A 17,260-nucleotide genomic window follows, 5' to 3' on the forward strand; every position below is an offset into this window, starting at 1 on the left:
AATAGTTGTACTTTCTAAAATATTGTTTAATTTTTTTTAAAATATGTTATAACTTTCCATGCTTTTTAAGCACATAACAGGATGTATTCCTTAATTATTTTCCCTTTAGAGTTAACCATAGACAGGAAGTAACACTATGATCAAAACGGAACAAGATACTTTAGAAATTCGCCTTGAATTACACGAGCTTATTGGTGAAGTCACTGCAAAAGGACTGTTTGCAAGCTATGGATTATTTAAAGAAGGCACCATGTTTGGTTTATATCAACATGGTGTTTTTTATTTAAGGGCCGAAAATGAATTTGCCACTTATTTAGAGTCTCAAGGTGCTGCGAGCTATCTTTCTTACGAAATACCAGGAAAACTTAACCTTTCCTGTTATTATCGCCTTCCTCAAGCCCTTATCAAAGATAAAACCCTTTACAAATCACTTCTTGAGCGTTCTATTCAACAAGCCCAAGAACAAAAACATGCGGCGGCACAAGCGAAACTATCTCGTATTAAAGATCTCCCGAATCTTTCTGTAAAATATGAAAGACTATTAGCTAAAGTGGATATCCATGATTTATCGCTTTTTAAAACATTAGGTGCCATCAATAGCTATGTTCGTTTAAAGAAAAAAGGGATTACTGCAGAAATTGGTATTTTTTGGGCATTAAGTGCAGCACTGCAAAATAAGAATGTCAATTTAATGACACAACAAGAAAAAGAAAACGAACTCAAAAATTTAAATATCGCTTTAGCAGATGCCGGATTAAGGGATATCAAAAAGATATAATCCTCCCATAAATGAGCCCGCTTCTTCTCCGGTGGGCTTTTCTAACCATGCCATTCCTCACGAATAAATAATGACTACATGACCTATCCCAAAAAATTGAATGCCTAACTGATTAAAGTGCGGATCATTTTTAAAAAATTTTGTGTGGATTTTTTTTATGGTCTTTTAAACCTTTCTTTTTTGTATCTCTTTTCTTCCACTTCTTTTTTACTTTTTATCTATTTTTTAACCTGTTTTTTACAATTTTTAAGCAAAGATATTGAATTTTGTTTAAAAAATTGACATATTCAAAAAAAATATAAAAAAACCGCCTATTGGCATAATGTCTACATAACATCTTCTTGGAGAAAAACCATGAAACGACTCACTAAACTTTCGCTCATTTCATTAGCTTTCATTTCTAGCTCTGTTTTGGCTGCACCGAAAACCTTTGTTTTTTGTTCTGAAGCCTCACCTTCTTATTTAAACCCTGCATTCGGCACAGACGGGGCTACCCTTGATGCCGCAGGACAACCAATTTTTGATCGTCTTACCCAATTTGAAGCGGGTACAACCAATATTCTTCCTGCATTAGCTGAAAAATGGGATATTTCCGAAGATGGGAAAGCGTACACTTTCTATTTACGTAAAGGGGTGAAATTCCACAGCAATAAATTCTTTACTCCAACCCGTGATCTCAATGCGGATGATGTGCTGTTCTCTTTCCAACGCCAAGCGGATCCGAATCATCCATACCATAAGGTTTCTGGCGGGACTTATGAATATTTTGCGGGAATGGATATGCAAAACATTATCGAAAAAGTGGAGAAAGTGGATGATCATACGGTGAAATTTCACTTAAAAGTTCCAAATGCACCGTTCCTTGCAAATATTGCGATGGACTTTGCTGCAATCCACTCGGCGGAATATGCTGAGAATATGTTGAAAGCGAAAACCCAAGATAAAGTGGACAGCAATCCAATCGGCACGGGTCCGTTTGAGTTTGTGTCCTATCAAAAAGATTCAACCGTTCGCTATAAAGCCTTTGAAAACTATTGGCAAGGCAAAGCCAAAATTGATCGTTTAGTCTTTTCTATTACACCAGATGCCTCTGTACGTTATGCGAAATTAACTAAAGGGGAATGCCATGCGATGCCTTATCCAAATCCTGCGGATATTGCCAAATTAAAACAAGACAGCAATATCACGTTATTAACGCAACCGGGATTAAATATCGGCTATGTAAACTTTAACGTACAAAAAGCCCCTTTTGATAATGTGAAAGTGCGTCATGCCTTAAGTTATGCCGTCAATAAAGAGGCGATCATTGAATCTGTGTATCAAGGTTCGGGCAGTGTGGCTAAAAACCCAATTCCACCAACAATGTGGTCATACAACGATGATATACAAGATTATGAATACAACCCAGAAAAAGCGAAAGCCTTGTTAAAAGAAGCGGGCTTTGAAAATGGCTTTGAAACCGATTTATGGGCAATGCCTGTTTCTCGTCCTTATAATCCGAATGCACGCCGTATGGCTGAGTTGATCCAAGCAGATTGGCAAAAAGTGGGCGTGAAAGCGAAAATCGTGAGCTATGAATGGGGAGAATATTTAAAACGTATGCGTGCAGGCGATCATCAAACAGGGATGATGGGCTGGACAGGTGATAACGGTGATCCTGATAATTTCTTAAACACGTTGTTAAGCTGTAAAGCCGTGGCTCAAGGGTCTAACTATGCGAAATTCTGTTATGAACCTTTTGAGAAGTTAGTAGCAAAAGCGGCACAAGTGACAGATCACGAGGAACGGGTAAAACTCTATAAAGAAGCACAAGTGGTGTTTAAACAACAAGCGCCATGGATTACCATTGCACATTCCACCACCTATTTCCCTGTTCGTAAAGAAGTGAAAAATTATGTCGTGAGTCCATTTGGTTTACATAACTTCTTTGCTGTGGATTTAGAAAAATAACATCAAATATTGATAAGACGACTGATAACGTATCTACACCTGTTGTAGATACGTTTATCCACTTACTTCCCTCTATTTGTTGTCATACACCAAAACATAAAACGTAAATAGAGATTAATTCATGTTTCAATTTATTCTTAAACGCATTTTCATGGTGATTCCAACCTTTTTTGCAATCACCTTAATTACTTTTGCTTTAGTGCATTTAATCCCTGGGGATCCCATTGAAATCCGTATGGGAGAACGTGGCTTGTCGCCTGAAATTCATGCACATATGATGGCACAGTTAGGCTTAGATCGCCCTTTACCTGAACAATATTTCAGTTATATCAAAGGGGTGTTACAAGGGGATTTAGGCAATTCTTTTCGTAACAATGAACCCGTGCTAAAAGAATTTTTTACCCTGTTTCCTGCCACAGTTGAGTTGGCATTTTTCGCCCTGTCGTGGTCGTTATTTTTCGGCATTATTTTGGGGGTGATTGCAGCAGTGAAAAAAGACTCGTGGATTTCCCATGTGGTGACTTCTCTATCCTTAACAGGGTATTCCATGCCTATTTTCTGGTGGGGGTTAATTTTAATTTTGTATTTTTCCACGCCCTTAGGCTTACCCGCATCGGGACGCTTGCCCGCAGAATATTGGATCGAGGCAGATACAGGCTTTATGCTCATTGACACCTGGCGTTCAGATGAACCTGGTGCATTTTTGGCTGCGATAAAATCCCTCGTGCTCCCTTCCATTGTGCTCGGCACGATTCCTTTAGCCATTATTACCCGTATGACCCGTTCTTCTATGTTAGAAGTGTTAGGTGAAGATTATATTCGCACTGCCAAAGCCAAAGGATTGAATACCACACGTGTTGTGATGATCCATGCGTTACGCAATGCCTTAATTCCTGTGGTGACCATTGTGGGGTTGATTATTGGGCAATTATTGTCTGGTGCGGTATTAACAGAAAATATTTTCTCGTGGCCGGGCATTGGGAAATGGGTGATTGATGCCATTAACGCTCGAGATTACCCTGTCTTACAAGGTGCAGTGCTAATTATTGCGACCTTGATTATTTTAGTGAATTTAATTGTAGACCTTTTATACGGTATCGTGAATCCAAGAATCCGCCACACTTAAAGTGCGGTCATTTTGAGAAAAGTTTTGGATTTTCCTTATGAATATTATCTGGAGTGATGTATGTCTGTAACGACAGAAATAACCTCGCCAGCACCGAAAACCCCGTTGCAAGAATTTTGGTACTATTTTTGCCAAAATCGTGGGGCGGTGATTGGTTTAGCTTTTATTGCCATTGTATTTTTCGCCAGCATCTTTGCAGCTTATGTGGCACCGTTTGATCCGATTGAACAAAATCGCAGTGCCTTATTATTGCCTCCCGCTTGGTTTGAAGGGGGACAAAGTGCCTATTTACTGGGCACTGATGATATTGGACGGGATATTCTCTCACGCATTATTTATGGTGCTCGATTATCCGTCTTTATTGGGTTGGTGATTGTGTTGTTATCTTGCGTGTTTGGGGTGATTCTCGGTTTATTAGCAGGCTATTATGGTGGCGTGATCGATACCTTTATCATGCGGTTTGTGGATATTATGCTAGCAATTCCCAGTTTATTATTAACCATTGGCGTGGTAACCATTCTCGGCCCGTCCTTAATAAATGCCGCCATTGCCATTGCTGTGGTGTCAATTCCAAGTTATGTACGTTTAACTCGTGCCTCAGTGTTAAGTGAAAAAAATCGTGATTATGTGATCGCCTCTCGTGTGGCAGGGGCTGGCGTGTTGCGTTTAATGTTTATTGTGATTTTACCTAACTGTTTAGCCCCCTTAATCGTGCAAATGACCATGGGCATTTCTAATGCAATTTTAGAATTAGCCGCATTAGGCTTCTTAGGCATTGGTGCTCAGCCCCCTACACCTGAATTAGGCACCATGTTGGCTGAATCTCGAGGCTTTATGCAAACCGCTAACTGGCTTGTAACCATTCCAGGCCTTGCTATTCTTTCCCTTGTGCTTGCCTTCAACCTGATGGGTGATGGTTTACGTGATGCACTTGATCCAAAGTTAAAACAATAAGGGGGAAACATGGCTTTATTAAATGTAGACCAACTGTCGGTACATTTTGGCGACAAAAATACCCCGTTCAAAGCAGTGGATCGTGTGAGTTATCAAGTCAATGAAGGCGAAGTGCTTGGCATTGTGGGCGAGTCTGGTTCGGGGAAATCGGTCAGCTCATTAGCCATTATGGGCTTGATTGATTATCCTGGGCGTGTTCAAGCAAGTTCATTAACCTTTAACGGCACAGATTTATTGGGATTAAGCCCAAAAGCAAAACAAAAAATCATGGGAGCGGATGTTTCCATGATCTTCCAAGATGCGATGACCAGTTTAAACCCAAGTTTTACCGTTGGTTATCAAATCATGGAAGTGCTGAAAGTGCATCAAGGTGGAAACAAGGCAAGCCGTTATGCCCGAGCGGTAGAATTGCTCACCTTAGTGGGGATTCCTGATCCTGAATCTCGTTTAGAGGTTTATCCGCATCAATTATCTGGTGGCATGAGCCAACGTGTGATGATTGCCATGGCGATTGCTTGCAATCCGAAATTATTGATTGCCGATGAACCCACAACCGCATTAGATGTGACCATTCAAGCACAAATCATTGACTTATTATTAACCTTACAACGCAAAGAAAATATGGCGTTGATTTTAATTACCCATGATTTGGCGTTAGTGGCAGAATCTGCCCATCGCATTATTGTGATGTATGCAGGCCAAGTGGTAGAAGAAGGAAAAGCGGAAGACATCTTTACCGCCCCACTTCACCCTTATACACAAGCATTATTAAAAGCCTTACCCGAATTTTCGGAAGGAAAATCCCGTTTACAATCCTTACCCGGCGTGGTGCCTGGCAAATATGATCGCCCAACAGGCTGTTTACTCAACCCCCGTTGTCCATACGCAACAGAGCAGTGTCGTCAGCAAGAACCCGAGATGAAAATGCTCGAGGGACGACAAGTCAAATGCCACACACCATTAGATGCCACAGGTAAACCCACTCGTGTCATCCGTGAAACAGTTGGGGGAGACAGATTATGATCAAAGAAACACAACCACATCAGCCCCCATTGCTTGATGCCATTGGGTTAAAAAAATATTATCCCGTCAAAAAAGGGATGTTTGCCCCCACGAAATGGGTTAAAGCCATTGATGGCGTGTCGTTTACCTTAGAGCGAGGCAAAACCCTTGCCATTGTAGGTGAGTCTGGCTGTGGAAAATCCACCCTCGGGCGTATGCTCACCATGATTGAATCACCAACAGAAGGGGATTTATTTTATAAAGGGCAAAACTTTTTGGTTAACGATAAAGAAACACAACGTTTACGCCGTAAAAAAATCCAAATTGTTTTCCAAAATCCCTATGCGTCTTTAAATCCTCGTAAAAAAGTGGGAGCGATTTTAGAAGAACCGTTGTTGATTAACACGAATTTATCTGCCAAAGCCCGCAAAGAAAAGGTGCTAGAAATGATGGCAAAAGTGGGATTAAAAGCGGAGTTCTACGATCGTTATCCACATATGTTTTCAGGTGGACAACGCCAACGTATTGCTATCGCAAGGGGCTTAATGCTTCAGCCTGATATTGTTGTGGCAGATGAGCCTGTTTCCGCATTAGACGTGTCGGTGCGGGCACAGGTGTTAAATCTGATGATGGATTTACAAGATGAAATGGGCTTGTCTTATGTGTTTATTTCCCATGATTTATCTGTGGTGGAACACATTGCCGATGAAGTGATGGTGATGTATTTAGGTCGCTGTGTGGAACAAGGCGAAACCCAAAAGATTTTTGGCAACCCACGCCACCCTTATACACAAGCGTTACTTTCCGCCACACCACGCTTAGCGGCAACACATCGCCGTGAGCGAATTAAGCTCACTGGTGAGTTACCGAGTCCACTTAATCCGCCTGTGGGCTGTGCGTTTCACACCCGTTGCCACAAAGCCACCGACCAGTGTCGAACAAGCCAACCAACCCTCAAAACCTACGCAGATGGCATTAAAATTGCCTGCTTTATGGTGGAAGAATAACCCTATTTCACCTGAAGGCTAACAAGAAAAAAGTGCGGTGGTCATGAAAACTTTTCCAAAAACCACCGCACTTTTGGGGTGTTGGGCGGTATGAAGGCATAAAAAAAGCGGACTGTTGTCCGCTTGTGAAGATAGAGGTTTAAGGAATAAACAACGATAATGGGCGTTGTTTGATGAGTTTCCAGAGGCATTTTGCGATATCGCACCAGCTGTCGATTTGCGTTTCGAGGGAGCGAAGTGCCACCCAAAGGGCAATGGAAAAACTCACACATAAGTTGACAATACCGATCAGCAAGACGAAGCCTAAACCTTGTAAAAACAGTTGCCATGTGAAATTGCCACTGATTGCCATATAACCTAAATTGGCAGAGGAAAACGCCACATGGCGAATATCAAGGGGTAAATTTAATACATACCCCGCCACGCCTGTTAAGCCCAATAATAAACCAAAACAGAGGTTCCCCATAATGGAGCCATAATTATCATGCCAATATTGAGCAAACCAATCACGGATTTTGCTAGGCAAGATACGGCGTAAAAGTGGGTGGTGACGTAACCGCATATTTGCGTTGAGATAATGACTGCGGTTGTCAAAATACCCCGCAATGATACCCGAAAAGAATAGCCAAACCCCTGCAATGGCGGCAAACCATAAGGTGCCTTTCATGGGATCAATGGCTTTTTGTTGGTATAAAATCTCTGCTTCTGTTAATAAAGGCTGTCCTACATAATGCTGATACCCCAATGCCACTAAACAGGCAACGGAAATCGCCAAGGTAACATTCCCCAATACGGCAATACTTTGGGAACGAAATACATCAATCAGCAGTTGGGCAAGAGTCATATTGACGGATTTACCTTGTTCGTTTTCCACCATGTCCGCAAAACGGGCGGCTGTCATCGCAGGCTGTTTGGTAGCAACGGTGCCATGTAAGATAAAAATTAAGGTGAAGCCAATGCCGTAATTTAAGCCTTCGGCAATACCACGCCAAACAGGGTCGGCAATCCAATCGCCCAAATACATTTTAAATAACGCCATAAATGCAATTAAAATGCCACCACCTGCCGCAGAATAGAACATACTGCGGTATTCTTTGCCATCTCGTGTGATGTAATGTTCACCATGATCGCTTTTGTTTTGTGTGATACTGCGTGCAAGCAGTTTTACGCTCTGTTTCCACAATGCCATGGTGCTGTGGCTTTCGGCAGAGGCGATCGCCAACATACCTGATAACATTAAAATTCGGTTTGGTATTAAACGTTCACTTTGAAAGACATCCATTAACACCGATAAACGTTCGAGGGTTTGGCGTAAACGAGTTAAGAGATGGGCAACCCCTAAGGTTGACCCTAAGCTGGCACAACGGCGTTGAATCCGTTCAATTTGATCCCAACACTGCTCAAACATCACTTGCAAGTGATCATCGTTGTATTCTTCGTGTTTTTGTCTGGCTTGCACCCAATGACTCACTTCTCGATGCAAGGCAACAAAAGGGGAGTCCGCATTTAATAAAGTCGGTTCTAGGCGAATAAGCTCAGGTTCCAGTTCTTCTGCCGCAATCCAAATGGCTAACATTTCAATGGCGAGTAACCCTTCATAACGTAAATGGTTATGTACATTTTCTCGATCTTTGGCACTGCTTTTGGCAGATAAAATATCAAGCAAGTTCACCCATGCTTGAATAGGAATTGCCTTCATCCATTTCACATCACTCTTTTCGCAAAAAAGGATAAAGAAAATATCTCTTAAATCATTGAGATCTTTAAAGGCGGGATTGATTTTTTCATACAAACGCCCTTTAATTTCACGCCCGAAACCTTCTCGTCCCCAAATACCACAGCTGACAAAGAGGGGGTAAAGACGCATTTGGCAAATCCATTGGCATAATGTGCTGCTGACCTTTTCACATAAGGCTTCATCTTGACTTAAAAGCTCGCTAAGTTGTTGTAATGCGGTGCTTGCGTGTTTTTCGCCTCCTGCTCGTAGCCATTGGCATAAGCCATTGAGTAAAGTGAACGCATCTTGCTTTTCAACTTGGGCTTGCAAAAAGGGAGCGATATTACGGGAATCTAAATTACATTTTTCAATCATAACGTTTTATATCTCGCATAAAAGGGCGTATAGCATAAATGAGTTAACTGAGAAAAAAAACAATTTGTTGTTAAAAAATCAACACAGGAAAAAATATAGGAAAGCAAAGTGCGGTGCTTTTTTAATTTTTTTATTCGTAAGCACAAGACGGAGGCAAGGTGGGCAACCCCACCTTGAAGAAATGAAACATTCAGACCATGGTGCGTTAGCTTTTTTTCTCCAACAAGGCAATATGGCGTGTGGCAGCAAGCCATGCACTGAGGTAACCGACGAAAACGCACACGATCAAGGTAAATAAAAATTCGGCGAAATTGAGGCTGTTCAATTCAAAACTGACGGCAAAAATATCCGTCACATATTTAACCGCACTGGTGAAATAGCCGATCACTAACGCACTTAACAAGCAAGCAAATAAGCCACCTAAAACGGCGTAAATCATGCCTGTGTATAAAAATGGACGTAGGACAAATTGATCTGTTGCCCCTAATAATTTCATGACTGCAATATTGGCTTGGCTGCTGTACACATCCGAGCGAATGCTGTTGCCAATCACTAAAAACACGGCTAATGCCATTAATAGTGCACAAAAAATCGCAACATGTGCCACTAGCCATGTCAGGGCGGTGAGTTTTTCTAGCCAATCATTATCTAAACGGACTTCTTGCACCCCTTTGATTTTATCAAGGTTCTGACGCAATGTTGCTCGCTTTTGCGAGGCATGATATTGTGCCGTGGGCTTCACCATCACCACCGCAGGCAGGGGATTATCATCTAAAATATCCAATTCGTGGTTAAAGCCAGACCAATCCCGAAACGCCTTTAAACTTTCTTGTCGTGAAATATAGTTTAATGACGCCACGCCGTCTTGTTGACGGATTTTTTCCACCACCACATTGGCATCTTCTTCACTTAAGGTTTTGTGCAAATACACGGTGAGTTCACTTTCTGGGTAAAATGCCGTCGTGGCATGATGAATATTTTTCCATAATAAATAGCTGACCAAAGGAATGGTGAGGGAAACCCCAATCACCAGAATGGTCAGCAACGTGCCAAAACGGCGTTTCATTAAATCGGCAAACACGCCTCGTAATACATACTGGATTTGAATCCAAAAAGGTGCATCAATACGACGAGCAGTCATCATTTTCCCCTTAACGTAAATAACCTTGCTCAAGCACTAAGCAGGGTTTTGGTTTTTGCTGAATAATGCCTAAATCATGGGTGGCAATCAGCACAGTCATACCGAGCTGATTGAGGTCTTCAAACAAACTAAAAATCTCAACGGATAAGGCGTTATCTAAATTCCCCGTTGGCTCATCGGCTAATAACAGCTGAGGTTTATGCACAATCGCCCGTGCAATATCCACCCGTTGCTGTTCCCCACCAGAAAGATGAACAGGTAAGTGATGTGCCCGATCACGCAAGCCCACACGATCTAAGGAAGCAAGTGCTCGAGTTTCCGCTTCTTTCGGATGAATGCCTGCAATAATCAGAGGCAATGCCACATTATCGACAATGGAACGATCCACTAATAAGCGATAATCTTGATGCACCATGCCGATTTGACGGCGTAAAAAAGGGATTTCATGGGAAGAAAGACGAGTAATATCATGGCCGTTAAACCAAATTTGCCCGCCATTAGCACGCTCCATGCCCATAATTAACTTCAACAAGGTGCTTTTCCCCGCACCAGAATGCCCGACAACATAGGTCATACTGCCCACAGGTAAATGAAAGCTTACATTTTGTAATGCAGGCTTGCCGCCAAGATAGGCTTTACTGACATTTGAGAATCTAATCATTATTTCATCTTACTTATCGTATTATCATTGATATCAAGCGGGCTTGATCCCTTCACATTGAGTAAATGCGATTATTCCTCATGGGTAAACAAGGCTTCAATAAATTCATCTGCCTTAAACTCACGCAAATCTTCGATTTTCTCGCCCACGCCAATATAGCGAATAGGCAAATTGAATTGATCTGCAATCGCAAAAATGACCCCACCTTTTGCGGTGCCATCTAATTTGGTTAAGCTAATGCCCGTTAACCCCACCGCTTCATGGAACAATTTCGCTTGGCTAATGGCATTTTGCCCTGTCCCTGCATCCAGAGTGAGCATAATTTCGTGCGGTGCGGTCTCATCATATTTTTTCATTACACGGACAATTTTTTTCAATTCATCCATTAAATGGTTTTTATTTTGTAAACGCCCTGCGGTATCGGCAATCAACACATCTACACCACGCGCGGCTGCCGATTGCATCGCATCAAAAATCACAGATGCGGAATCCGCCCCCGTTGCCTGTGCCACCACAGGAATATGATTACGTTCGCCCCACACTTGTAATTGTTCTACCGCTGCGGCACGGAACGTATCCCCTGCGGCTAACATGACCGATTTCCCTTCCTGTTGGAATTTACGAGCTAATTTCCCGATGGTGGTGGTTTTCCCCACGCCATTGACCCCCACCATCAAAATCACATACGGTTTTTTACTATGGTCGATCACTAAAGGCTGTGCCACTGGGGTTAAAATAGACGCCATTTCCACTTTTAATTGTTGATACAACAACTCGGCATCTTGTAACTGTTTACGGCTAGCATGTTGCGTTAAATTATGAATAATTTTGCTGGTTGTAGGCACACCTAAATCAGCCACTAAAAGCTGTTCTTCAAGTTCCTCAAATAATTCATCATCAATTTTCTTCCCTAAAAAGAAACTGCGAAAACCTGCCCCAATATTTTGTTTGGTTTTTAATAACCCTTTCACTAACCGACTAAAAAAGCCCCCTTCACTAGGTTTTTCTTGCTCTTGCGGATGGGGCTGTGCAGTCTCTACAAGGTTAACGGCGTTTTCTTCTGCTGTTGCCTTAGTTTGATCCGTTTGTTCACTTTCTTCTTTTTGTTCGTTTTCTTCTTTTTGTTCGTTTTCTTCTTTCTGTTCGCCTTCTTCTTTTTGCTCTTCTTTCGCTTCTCGTGCGGTACTTTCAGGCTGTGTGTCACTTTCTGTTTGAGGTTCAACCAATGAGACAGATGCCATCTCCTCGTTTTCCCTTGCCACATCCGCCGCTACCGCCTCAAGCTTTTCTGCTTCAGGCGTGGTCGGCTGATCCGTGCTTTCTGCAAGATCTGATGGGATTTTTGCTACTTGCTCTGTGGCTTCAGGCAAACTCTTTTCAAAATCCACCGCACTTTGCACCGAGGTGTGTTCAGTGTCTGTAGTGTGATCCGTTTCGCTTGTAGGAGATGATTCAATTGAAGAGGGTGCTGAAGATGATTGTGTTTGTGCTTCGTCTTGAGTGTCTTTCTTCTTGCCTAAACCTAACCAAGACCAAAAGCCACCTTTTTTATTTTCCGACGCCATAATTCGCTCTCATTTAATTAACTATCTTAAGGGTAAAATGAATAGGGCATTTTAACATTGAATAAAGGAAGATGAAAAAAATATCACCTAATTCACGAAAAATTGATTCAAATCAGCAAATTTTGCATGTAAAAAAAATTAAAAGGTGTAAAATTCGCAACACTTTTAACTCAAGATGAGCGAACGCTTATTTTTAACATTATTCAAGGAGTAGAATATGAAAAAGTCAATCATCAAAATGAGTACATTAGGATTATCAACCCTGTTAGTCGCTTGTGGCGGCGGTGGTGGCGGTGCAGCTAACGCCCCAGCTGACAATGCAGCACAACCAATCAATCCACAAGTGCAAGCACTGCCACAGACTCAATCTCAAACCCCTCCAAAGAAAAGTGAGAAGACCGAAACTGCACCAAAAGCAGAAGCAAACGTGTCTGCAGACAATAAGAAAAACCCGACTGAACCGACTGTTCAAGTGTCATCATCACAGCCACTAGCAGTATCTGAGCCACCTAAAGCTGAAAATCAACCAAACGTGGAAGAACCTGTACAATCGCAAGATCGAAATAAGCGTGATGTGGCAGAAATGAATAAACCAAGAACAAATGTTTGGACTGGGCGTTGTGAAACGAAGGATTTTTGTACTGTGGGTGGGAATGGAAAAACGGCTCTTGTTTATAAGCTCTCAAATTTTGAAGATAAAAAGTTTTCAACGGTGGAAAAAACAAAAGGAACAGAACAAGAATTAGTTCTTACTTTAAATAATATAGATGATGTAAAAAATAATACTAAATCAAAAAACTCTGGTGAGAATTATTCTTTCTATTTATTAGGTGGTGATGATGGTGATTTTTATTTTGGTTACCGCCAACGAGCAAATAGCGAAGGTTCAGGAATTCAGTATGATTTATTGTATTCCATTAATAATGATGTAATTAATGATAATATTCCAGCAAATTATTCTGCTCAGTATAGTAAAAATAACGGGTTCATTTATGCCCCTCTCAGTTTCTCAAAGGCTTCAGATAATCAACAGAAGAGAACGGGGAATGTTAATTTAACTTACACAGAAGGGAAAGTAGAAGGAAAAGTTTATAATCCAAATGAACAAACCAATGCTATTTTTAACATTACAGGTAATGGCACAAGCTTAGTTGTTGAATCAACAGAGGATATTGTAGGTTCAGGTTCTGCTATTTCTCCCAAACAAAAAGGAACTATTAATGTTCACTTTATTGACTCATCTAAAGGTGCAAACGACCATAAATATCTGCTAGGTTCTGGGAAAAGTGATGGTGGCAGTAATCAAACAGGCTGGGTTGGCGTGCTTTTTGCAGAAAAAAAGTAAAATAAATAATCTATATTAAGGCGGAAATATTCCGCCTTATTTTTTCTATTTTTCAACCACCCTTGGCTGCATTTTCACCACACTAACATAAAATAACGTTACTTTCCTGAATCGTTACGGTTATAATTATGGATAATTTTTATGCATGTCATAAAATATTCATGGCGTATGAGGAAGTCACACGCAGCACCAATGATATTTAGTTTGAATACAGAAAAGGAATCCTTATGAATCGTATAATGAAAGTGAGTCTGCTATTTGGTTTATCCAGTTTATTAATCGCTTGTGGCGGTGGGAGCGATACCCCACCTATTCCAGACAATGCCCCTAGTGATATAGCCAATATCAACCCATCTGATATTCCAAATCTCCCTTCAGAATCTAATCCTCCTCCAAGCAAAAAGCAGGAGAACACCGAATCAACCACAAAAAAAGACAACGATGTCAACACAAAAGATAAATTGCTTGACCCCTCTGTCACATCAAACATCATCCGTAAAAAACAAAACATGAATTTAGCATTTTTAGGAGAAGTTGGAGGCTACTTTTCAGTTAGCTGTGTCTCTCCAAGTGATGATTGTTCTGCTAAAGATGCAGGTGATAAGCAAATTAATGTTTATACCTTCACCACAGAAACCGATGATCAAAATCGAGAAAAAACAACGGAGCATATTAAACAACTTGAACTGAAAGGGAAAGAATTGAGTGGAGAGGGTTATAAATTTACCTTACTAGAGAATAAAAAAGCTTATTATGGTTATCGCCAACGTGCACAAATAGATAAGCTAGGGCGTCATTATCAATTTATTTATTCCGTCGACAATGATGTGATTCAAGATTTGCCATTAGAATCACATTACACCGCAAACTATAAAGGCGAATTTCTTTATAGCCCATACAGTTTGTCAGATCAGACTAGCAATAATGTTGTGAAATCGGGCGAAGCGGAAGTAGCTTATAAAAACGGTGATGTCACGGGCGGGATCTATAACAAAGACAATGCAACGGGAAAACACAAATTATTTGCTATTACAGGACGTGAGAGAAATTTAGTGATTGAATCAACAAAAGATATTTCTCATTCAGGCACGACGATTAGCCCTAACCAAAAGGCTGGGATGTCAGTCACCTTTGTCTCACCAGAGAAAGACGGTCGCGAACGTAAATATCTGTTTGGTGCGGTAAAAGCCACACCAAGCCAAGGTACTCACACAAAAGACGTTGGGTTTGTGGGTGTTTTATATGCAGAAAAACAAGGTAATTAATCCTTAGTCTAGAAAAACAAGACAAGGCGAGAATTCTTCTTTAAACTTAACAACCTAATTTAGGGCGGTATTCCGCCCTAATCTCATTTTAACTTCGCCTTATCATAGGCACTTGAAAACAGAACCTTCCTGAAATGATGAAAAAAAAATCTCCCTCTCACACCTTAAAAGGTGAAGTGCGTATTATTGCGGGTTTATGGCGTGGACGTAAGTTGCCTGTGCTTTCCTCCGAAGGATTACGCCCAACAGGTGATCGGGTAAAAGAAACCTTATTTAACTGGCTGATGCCTTATATTGTCGATGCCGTCTGCTTAGATTGCTTTGCAGGCAGTGGCTCTCTCGGCATAGAAGCCCTGTCTCGCCAAGCCAAACAGGTAACCTTTTTAGAAAAGGAAAAAACCGTGGCAATACAGCTCAGTAAAAACCTCGCTAGCTTAAAATGCGATGACAAACAAGCCAAAGTGATCAATCAAAACAGTTTGCTATTTTTAAATCAACCCCAAAATCAACCGCACTTTGATATTGTGTTTATTGATCCGCCTTTTCACTTTGGTTTCGCCCAACAAACCATCGATCTGTTAGCACAACATCATTGGCTTAAGCCTGAGGCGTTGATTTATGTGGAAACGGAAAAAGATCAGCCCATTCATACGCCAGACAATTGGGTGGTATTAAAAGAAAAGATCACTGGGCAAGTCTGCTATCGCTTATATTGCTCGGCAAAAAACGCCTAATCCACAACAGAATTCCCCTATTTTTTATGTGGTATGACTTGTTCTCCATGCCATTTTTCTGTATTATCCTGCGCCTTATTTTTGGAATGACTATATTATGAAACATAAAACGCTTTCTTTTTTAACCACTTCTGGCTCTTTATGCCTCATCTCAAGCCTGATCAGTGCAATGGCTTGGGCAGACAAAGTGATTACGGTGGACAATACTCGCCCAGATGAAACCTTTCGCCCCGCCTCCACCTTACCCCCTAAACACATGTCTTCCCAAACTCGCACTTCTGGTTCTGATAATACGCCAAGCAACCAACTTTCCTTAACCGCAGAACAGTTAAGTCAACGACCAGATTTAGTGATTCGGGCATTAATCCCCGCATTAAAAAATAATGATCAGCGTGGCGTGGAGCTATTATTGCCTATTTATGAAAAATTAGCTGAACAAGATCCGCTATTACTCAAATGGGCAAAAGCCATGGTGGCAAAGAAACAAGGCAATTTAAGTCAATCTATCCGACTTTATCGTGAAATCATTGCCCAAGAACCCAAACTTCAACCAGCACGTTTACAACTTGCCATTGCCTTGACACAAAACCGTGAATATGAAGCGGCAACAGGGCAATTTAACCAATTGCGTGCAGAAAATTTACCGCCCCAACTCACACAAATTATTGATGGCTATCTCAGTGCCATTCAGGAACAAGATAGTTGGAATATTTATGGTGGCGGCAATTATTTACGTGAAAAAAATGTGAATAATGCCCCTAAAAAAGGCACCAAAGCCGATGGTTTTACCCCCTCTAGCCAACCTGAAGCGGCTGAAGGCATCAGTTATTATGTCGGTGCGACAAAAACATGGTCCTTAGCAAAAGGTTTCTTTGCCGAGTTTAATGGCGATATTAACGGTAAATATTACTGGGATAATCATAAATATGATGAATTTTCGTCACGCGTTGGTTTAGGTGCAGGCTACCGCAACGTGCAAACAGAAGCCAAACTCATCCCTTATATGGAGCAGTTTTGGTATGTTGGTGGCGAAAATGCAAAAGAAAATGACCGCACTTTACATCGCTATTCGAAAACCAGTGGCGTGTCATTTATGCTTGACCATTGGTTAAAGCAAAACTGGAAAGTTTCCACCATACTTGAATATGGTGAACAACGTTACCTCAATCCTGAACGTAAAAAATCAAACGGTAATCTTTATTCCCTATCCAATACCTTAATGTATTTCCCAAATAGCCAACAATATTGGTTTATTGGGGGGGATTGGTATCGCAAAAATGCACATTGGAAAGCCAATGCGTTTGATCGCCGTGGTGTGCGTTTAGGTTGGGGGCAAGAGTGGCCAAAAGGGATTTCAACCCGCTTGCAAGTTAATTATGCCAAACGTTCATATCGCATGCCGTCAGCAAGACAAGATGCGATTTTTGCACCAAATTTCTTTAAATTTGCACAAAAAAATCATGAATATGGCATAAATCTCACAATATGGCATCGTAGTATTCACTGGCTAGGGATTACGCCAAAAATTACGTGGTCATATCAGAAAACTGACAGCAATAACCCTTTTGCACGTTATGATCGTAATCGGATTTATTTGAGTGTCAGTAAGAACTTTTAATTTTTTACTTTTTTCTGAAAGG

Annotated in this window: 14 protein-coding genes; 10 read left to right on the forward strand and 4 right to left on the reverse strand. The window is 41.2% G+C overall.

What is annotated here, in order from left to right; genetic code table 11:
* Positions 1 to 136: 136 nt before the first annotated feature.
* From ACPEEM_RS09935 to ACPEEM_RS09960, 6 genes are all read left to right on the forward strand, one after another.
* Positions 137 to 778, forward strand: coding sequence for a TfoX/Sxy family DNA transformation protein (locus tag ACPEEM_RS09935; protein WP_424401956.1), 642 nt, complete (start codon positions 137 to 139; stop codon positions 776 to 778).
* Between the two features lie 354 nt (positions 779 to 1,132).
* Complete coding sequence (locus ACPEEM_RS09940) at positions 1,133 to 2,728, forward strand: ABC transporter substrate-binding protein (RefSeq protein WP_424406872.1); 1,596 nt, start codon at positions 1,133 to 1,135, stop codon at positions 2,726 to 2,728.
* A gap of 121 nt (positions 2,729 to 2,849) precedes the next feature.
* Positions 2,850 to 3,854 (forward strand): ABC transporter permease subunit, encoded by a 1,005-nt coding sequence (locus ACPEEM_RS09945; protein ID WP_424401958.1) that lies wholly within the window; start codon positions 2,850 to 2,852, stop codon positions 3,852 to 3,854.
* A gap of 60 nt (positions 3,855 to 3,914) precedes the next feature.
* The gene (locus ACPEEM_RS09950; protein ID WP_424401959.1) at positions 3,915 to 4,808 is read left to right on the forward strand and encodes an ABC transporter permease subunit; all 894 of its coding nucleotides are present in this window, start codon (positions 3,915 to 3,917) and stop codon (positions 4,806 to 4,808) included.
* A gap of 9 nt (positions 4,809 to 4,817) precedes the next feature.
* Positions 4,818 to 5,831, forward strand: coding sequence for a dipeptide ABC transporter ATP-binding protein (gene dppD / locus ACPEEM_RS09955; protein WP_424401960.1), 1,014 nt, complete (start codon positions 4,818 to 4,820; stop codon positions 5,829 to 5,831).
* The gene (locus tag ACPEEM_RS09960; protein WP_424401961.1) at positions 5,828 to 6,817 is read left to right on the forward strand and encodes a peptide ABC transporter ATP-binding protein; all 990 of its coding nucleotides are present in this window, start codon (positions 5,828 to 5,830) and stop codon (positions 6,815 to 6,817) included. Before dppD ends, ACPEEM_RS09960 begins: the two co-directional genes overlap by 4 nt.
* Positions 6,818 to 6,956: 139 nt before the next feature.
* On the opposite strand, the gene ACPEEM_RS09965 is transcribed toward ACPEEM_RS09960, so the two are convergent.
* The 4 genes from ACPEEM_RS09965 to ftsY form a co-directional block, all read right to left on the reverse strand.
* The gene (locus ACPEEM_RS09965) at positions 6,957 to 8,909 is read right to left on the reverse strand and encodes a site-specific recombinase (RefSeq protein WP_424406874.1); all 1,953 of its coding nucleotides are present in this window, start codon (positions 8,907 to 8,909) and stop codon (positions 6,957 to 6,959) included.
* A 205-nt stretch (positions 8,910 to 9,114) separates the two neighbouring features.
* On the reverse strand, positions 9,115 to 10,050 hold the full coding sequence (ftsX, locus tag ACPEEM_RS09970; protein ID WP_424408255.1) for a permease-like cell division protein FtsX: 936 nt from the start codon (positions 10,048 to 10,050) through the stop codon (positions 9,115 to 9,117).
* Between the two features lie 10 nt (positions 10,051 to 10,060).
* Positions 10,061 to 10,711 carry a cell division ATP-binding protein FtsE gene (gene ftsE / locus ACPEEM_RS09975; protein ID WP_424401963.1) on the reverse strand — a complete coding sequence of 217 codons (651 nt, stop codon included), beginning with the start codon at positions 10,709 to 10,711 and terminating at the stop codon, positions 10,061 to 10,063.
* Positions 10,712 to 10,782: 71 nt separating this feature from the next.
* Positions 10,783 to 12,276, reverse strand: a complete 1,494-nt coding sequence (ftsY, locus tag ACPEEM_RS09980; protein ID WP_424406876.1) for a signal recognition particle-docking protein FtsY — start codon at positions 12,274 to 12,276, stop codon at positions 10,783 to 10,785.
* A gap of 217 nt (positions 12,277 to 12,493) precedes the next feature.
* On the opposite strand from ftsY, the gene ACPEEM_RS09985 reads away from it, so the two are divergent.
* The 4 genes from ACPEEM_RS09985 to ACPEEM_RS10000 all read left to right on the forward strand — a co-directional run bounded on the left by ACPEEM_RS09985 (position 12,494) and on the right by ACPEEM_RS10000 (position 17,238).
* Entirely contained in the window at positions 12,494 to 13,621 is a 1,128-nt protein-coding gene (locus tag ACPEEM_RS09985; protein ID WP_424406878.1) for a hypothetical protein, read from the forward strand.
* A 227-nt stretch (positions 13,622 to 13,848) separates the two neighbouring features.
* A complete protein-coding gene (locus ACPEEM_RS09990) occupies positions 13,849 to 14,886 on the forward strand; it encodes a hypothetical protein (protein WP_424406880.1) in 1,038 nt (345 codons plus the stop codon).
* Between the two features lie 137 nt (positions 14,887 to 15,023).
* Positions 15,024 to 15,620, forward strand: coding sequence for a 16S rRNA (guanine(966)-N(2))-methyltransferase RsmD (gene rsmD / locus ACPEEM_RS09995; RefSeq protein ID WP_424404111.1), 597 nt, complete (start codon positions 15,024 to 15,026; stop codon positions 15,618 to 15,620).
* A gap of 94 nt (positions 15,621 to 15,714) precedes the next feature.
* The gene (locus tag ACPEEM_RS10000) at positions 15,715 to 17,238 is read left to right on the forward strand and encodes a surface lipoprotein assembly modifier (RefSeq protein WP_424404113.1); all 1,524 of its coding nucleotides are present in this window, start codon (positions 15,715 to 15,717) and stop codon (positions 17,236 to 17,238) included.
* Positions 17,239 to 17,260: the final 22 nt, after the last annotated feature.

Origin of the sequence: Pasteurella pantherarum (assembly GCF_049670885.1) — a bacterium.
In the GTDB taxonomy this organism is placed as follows: domain Bacteria; phylum Pseudomonadota; class Gammaproteobacteria; order Enterobacterales; family Pasteurellaceae; genus Pasteurella.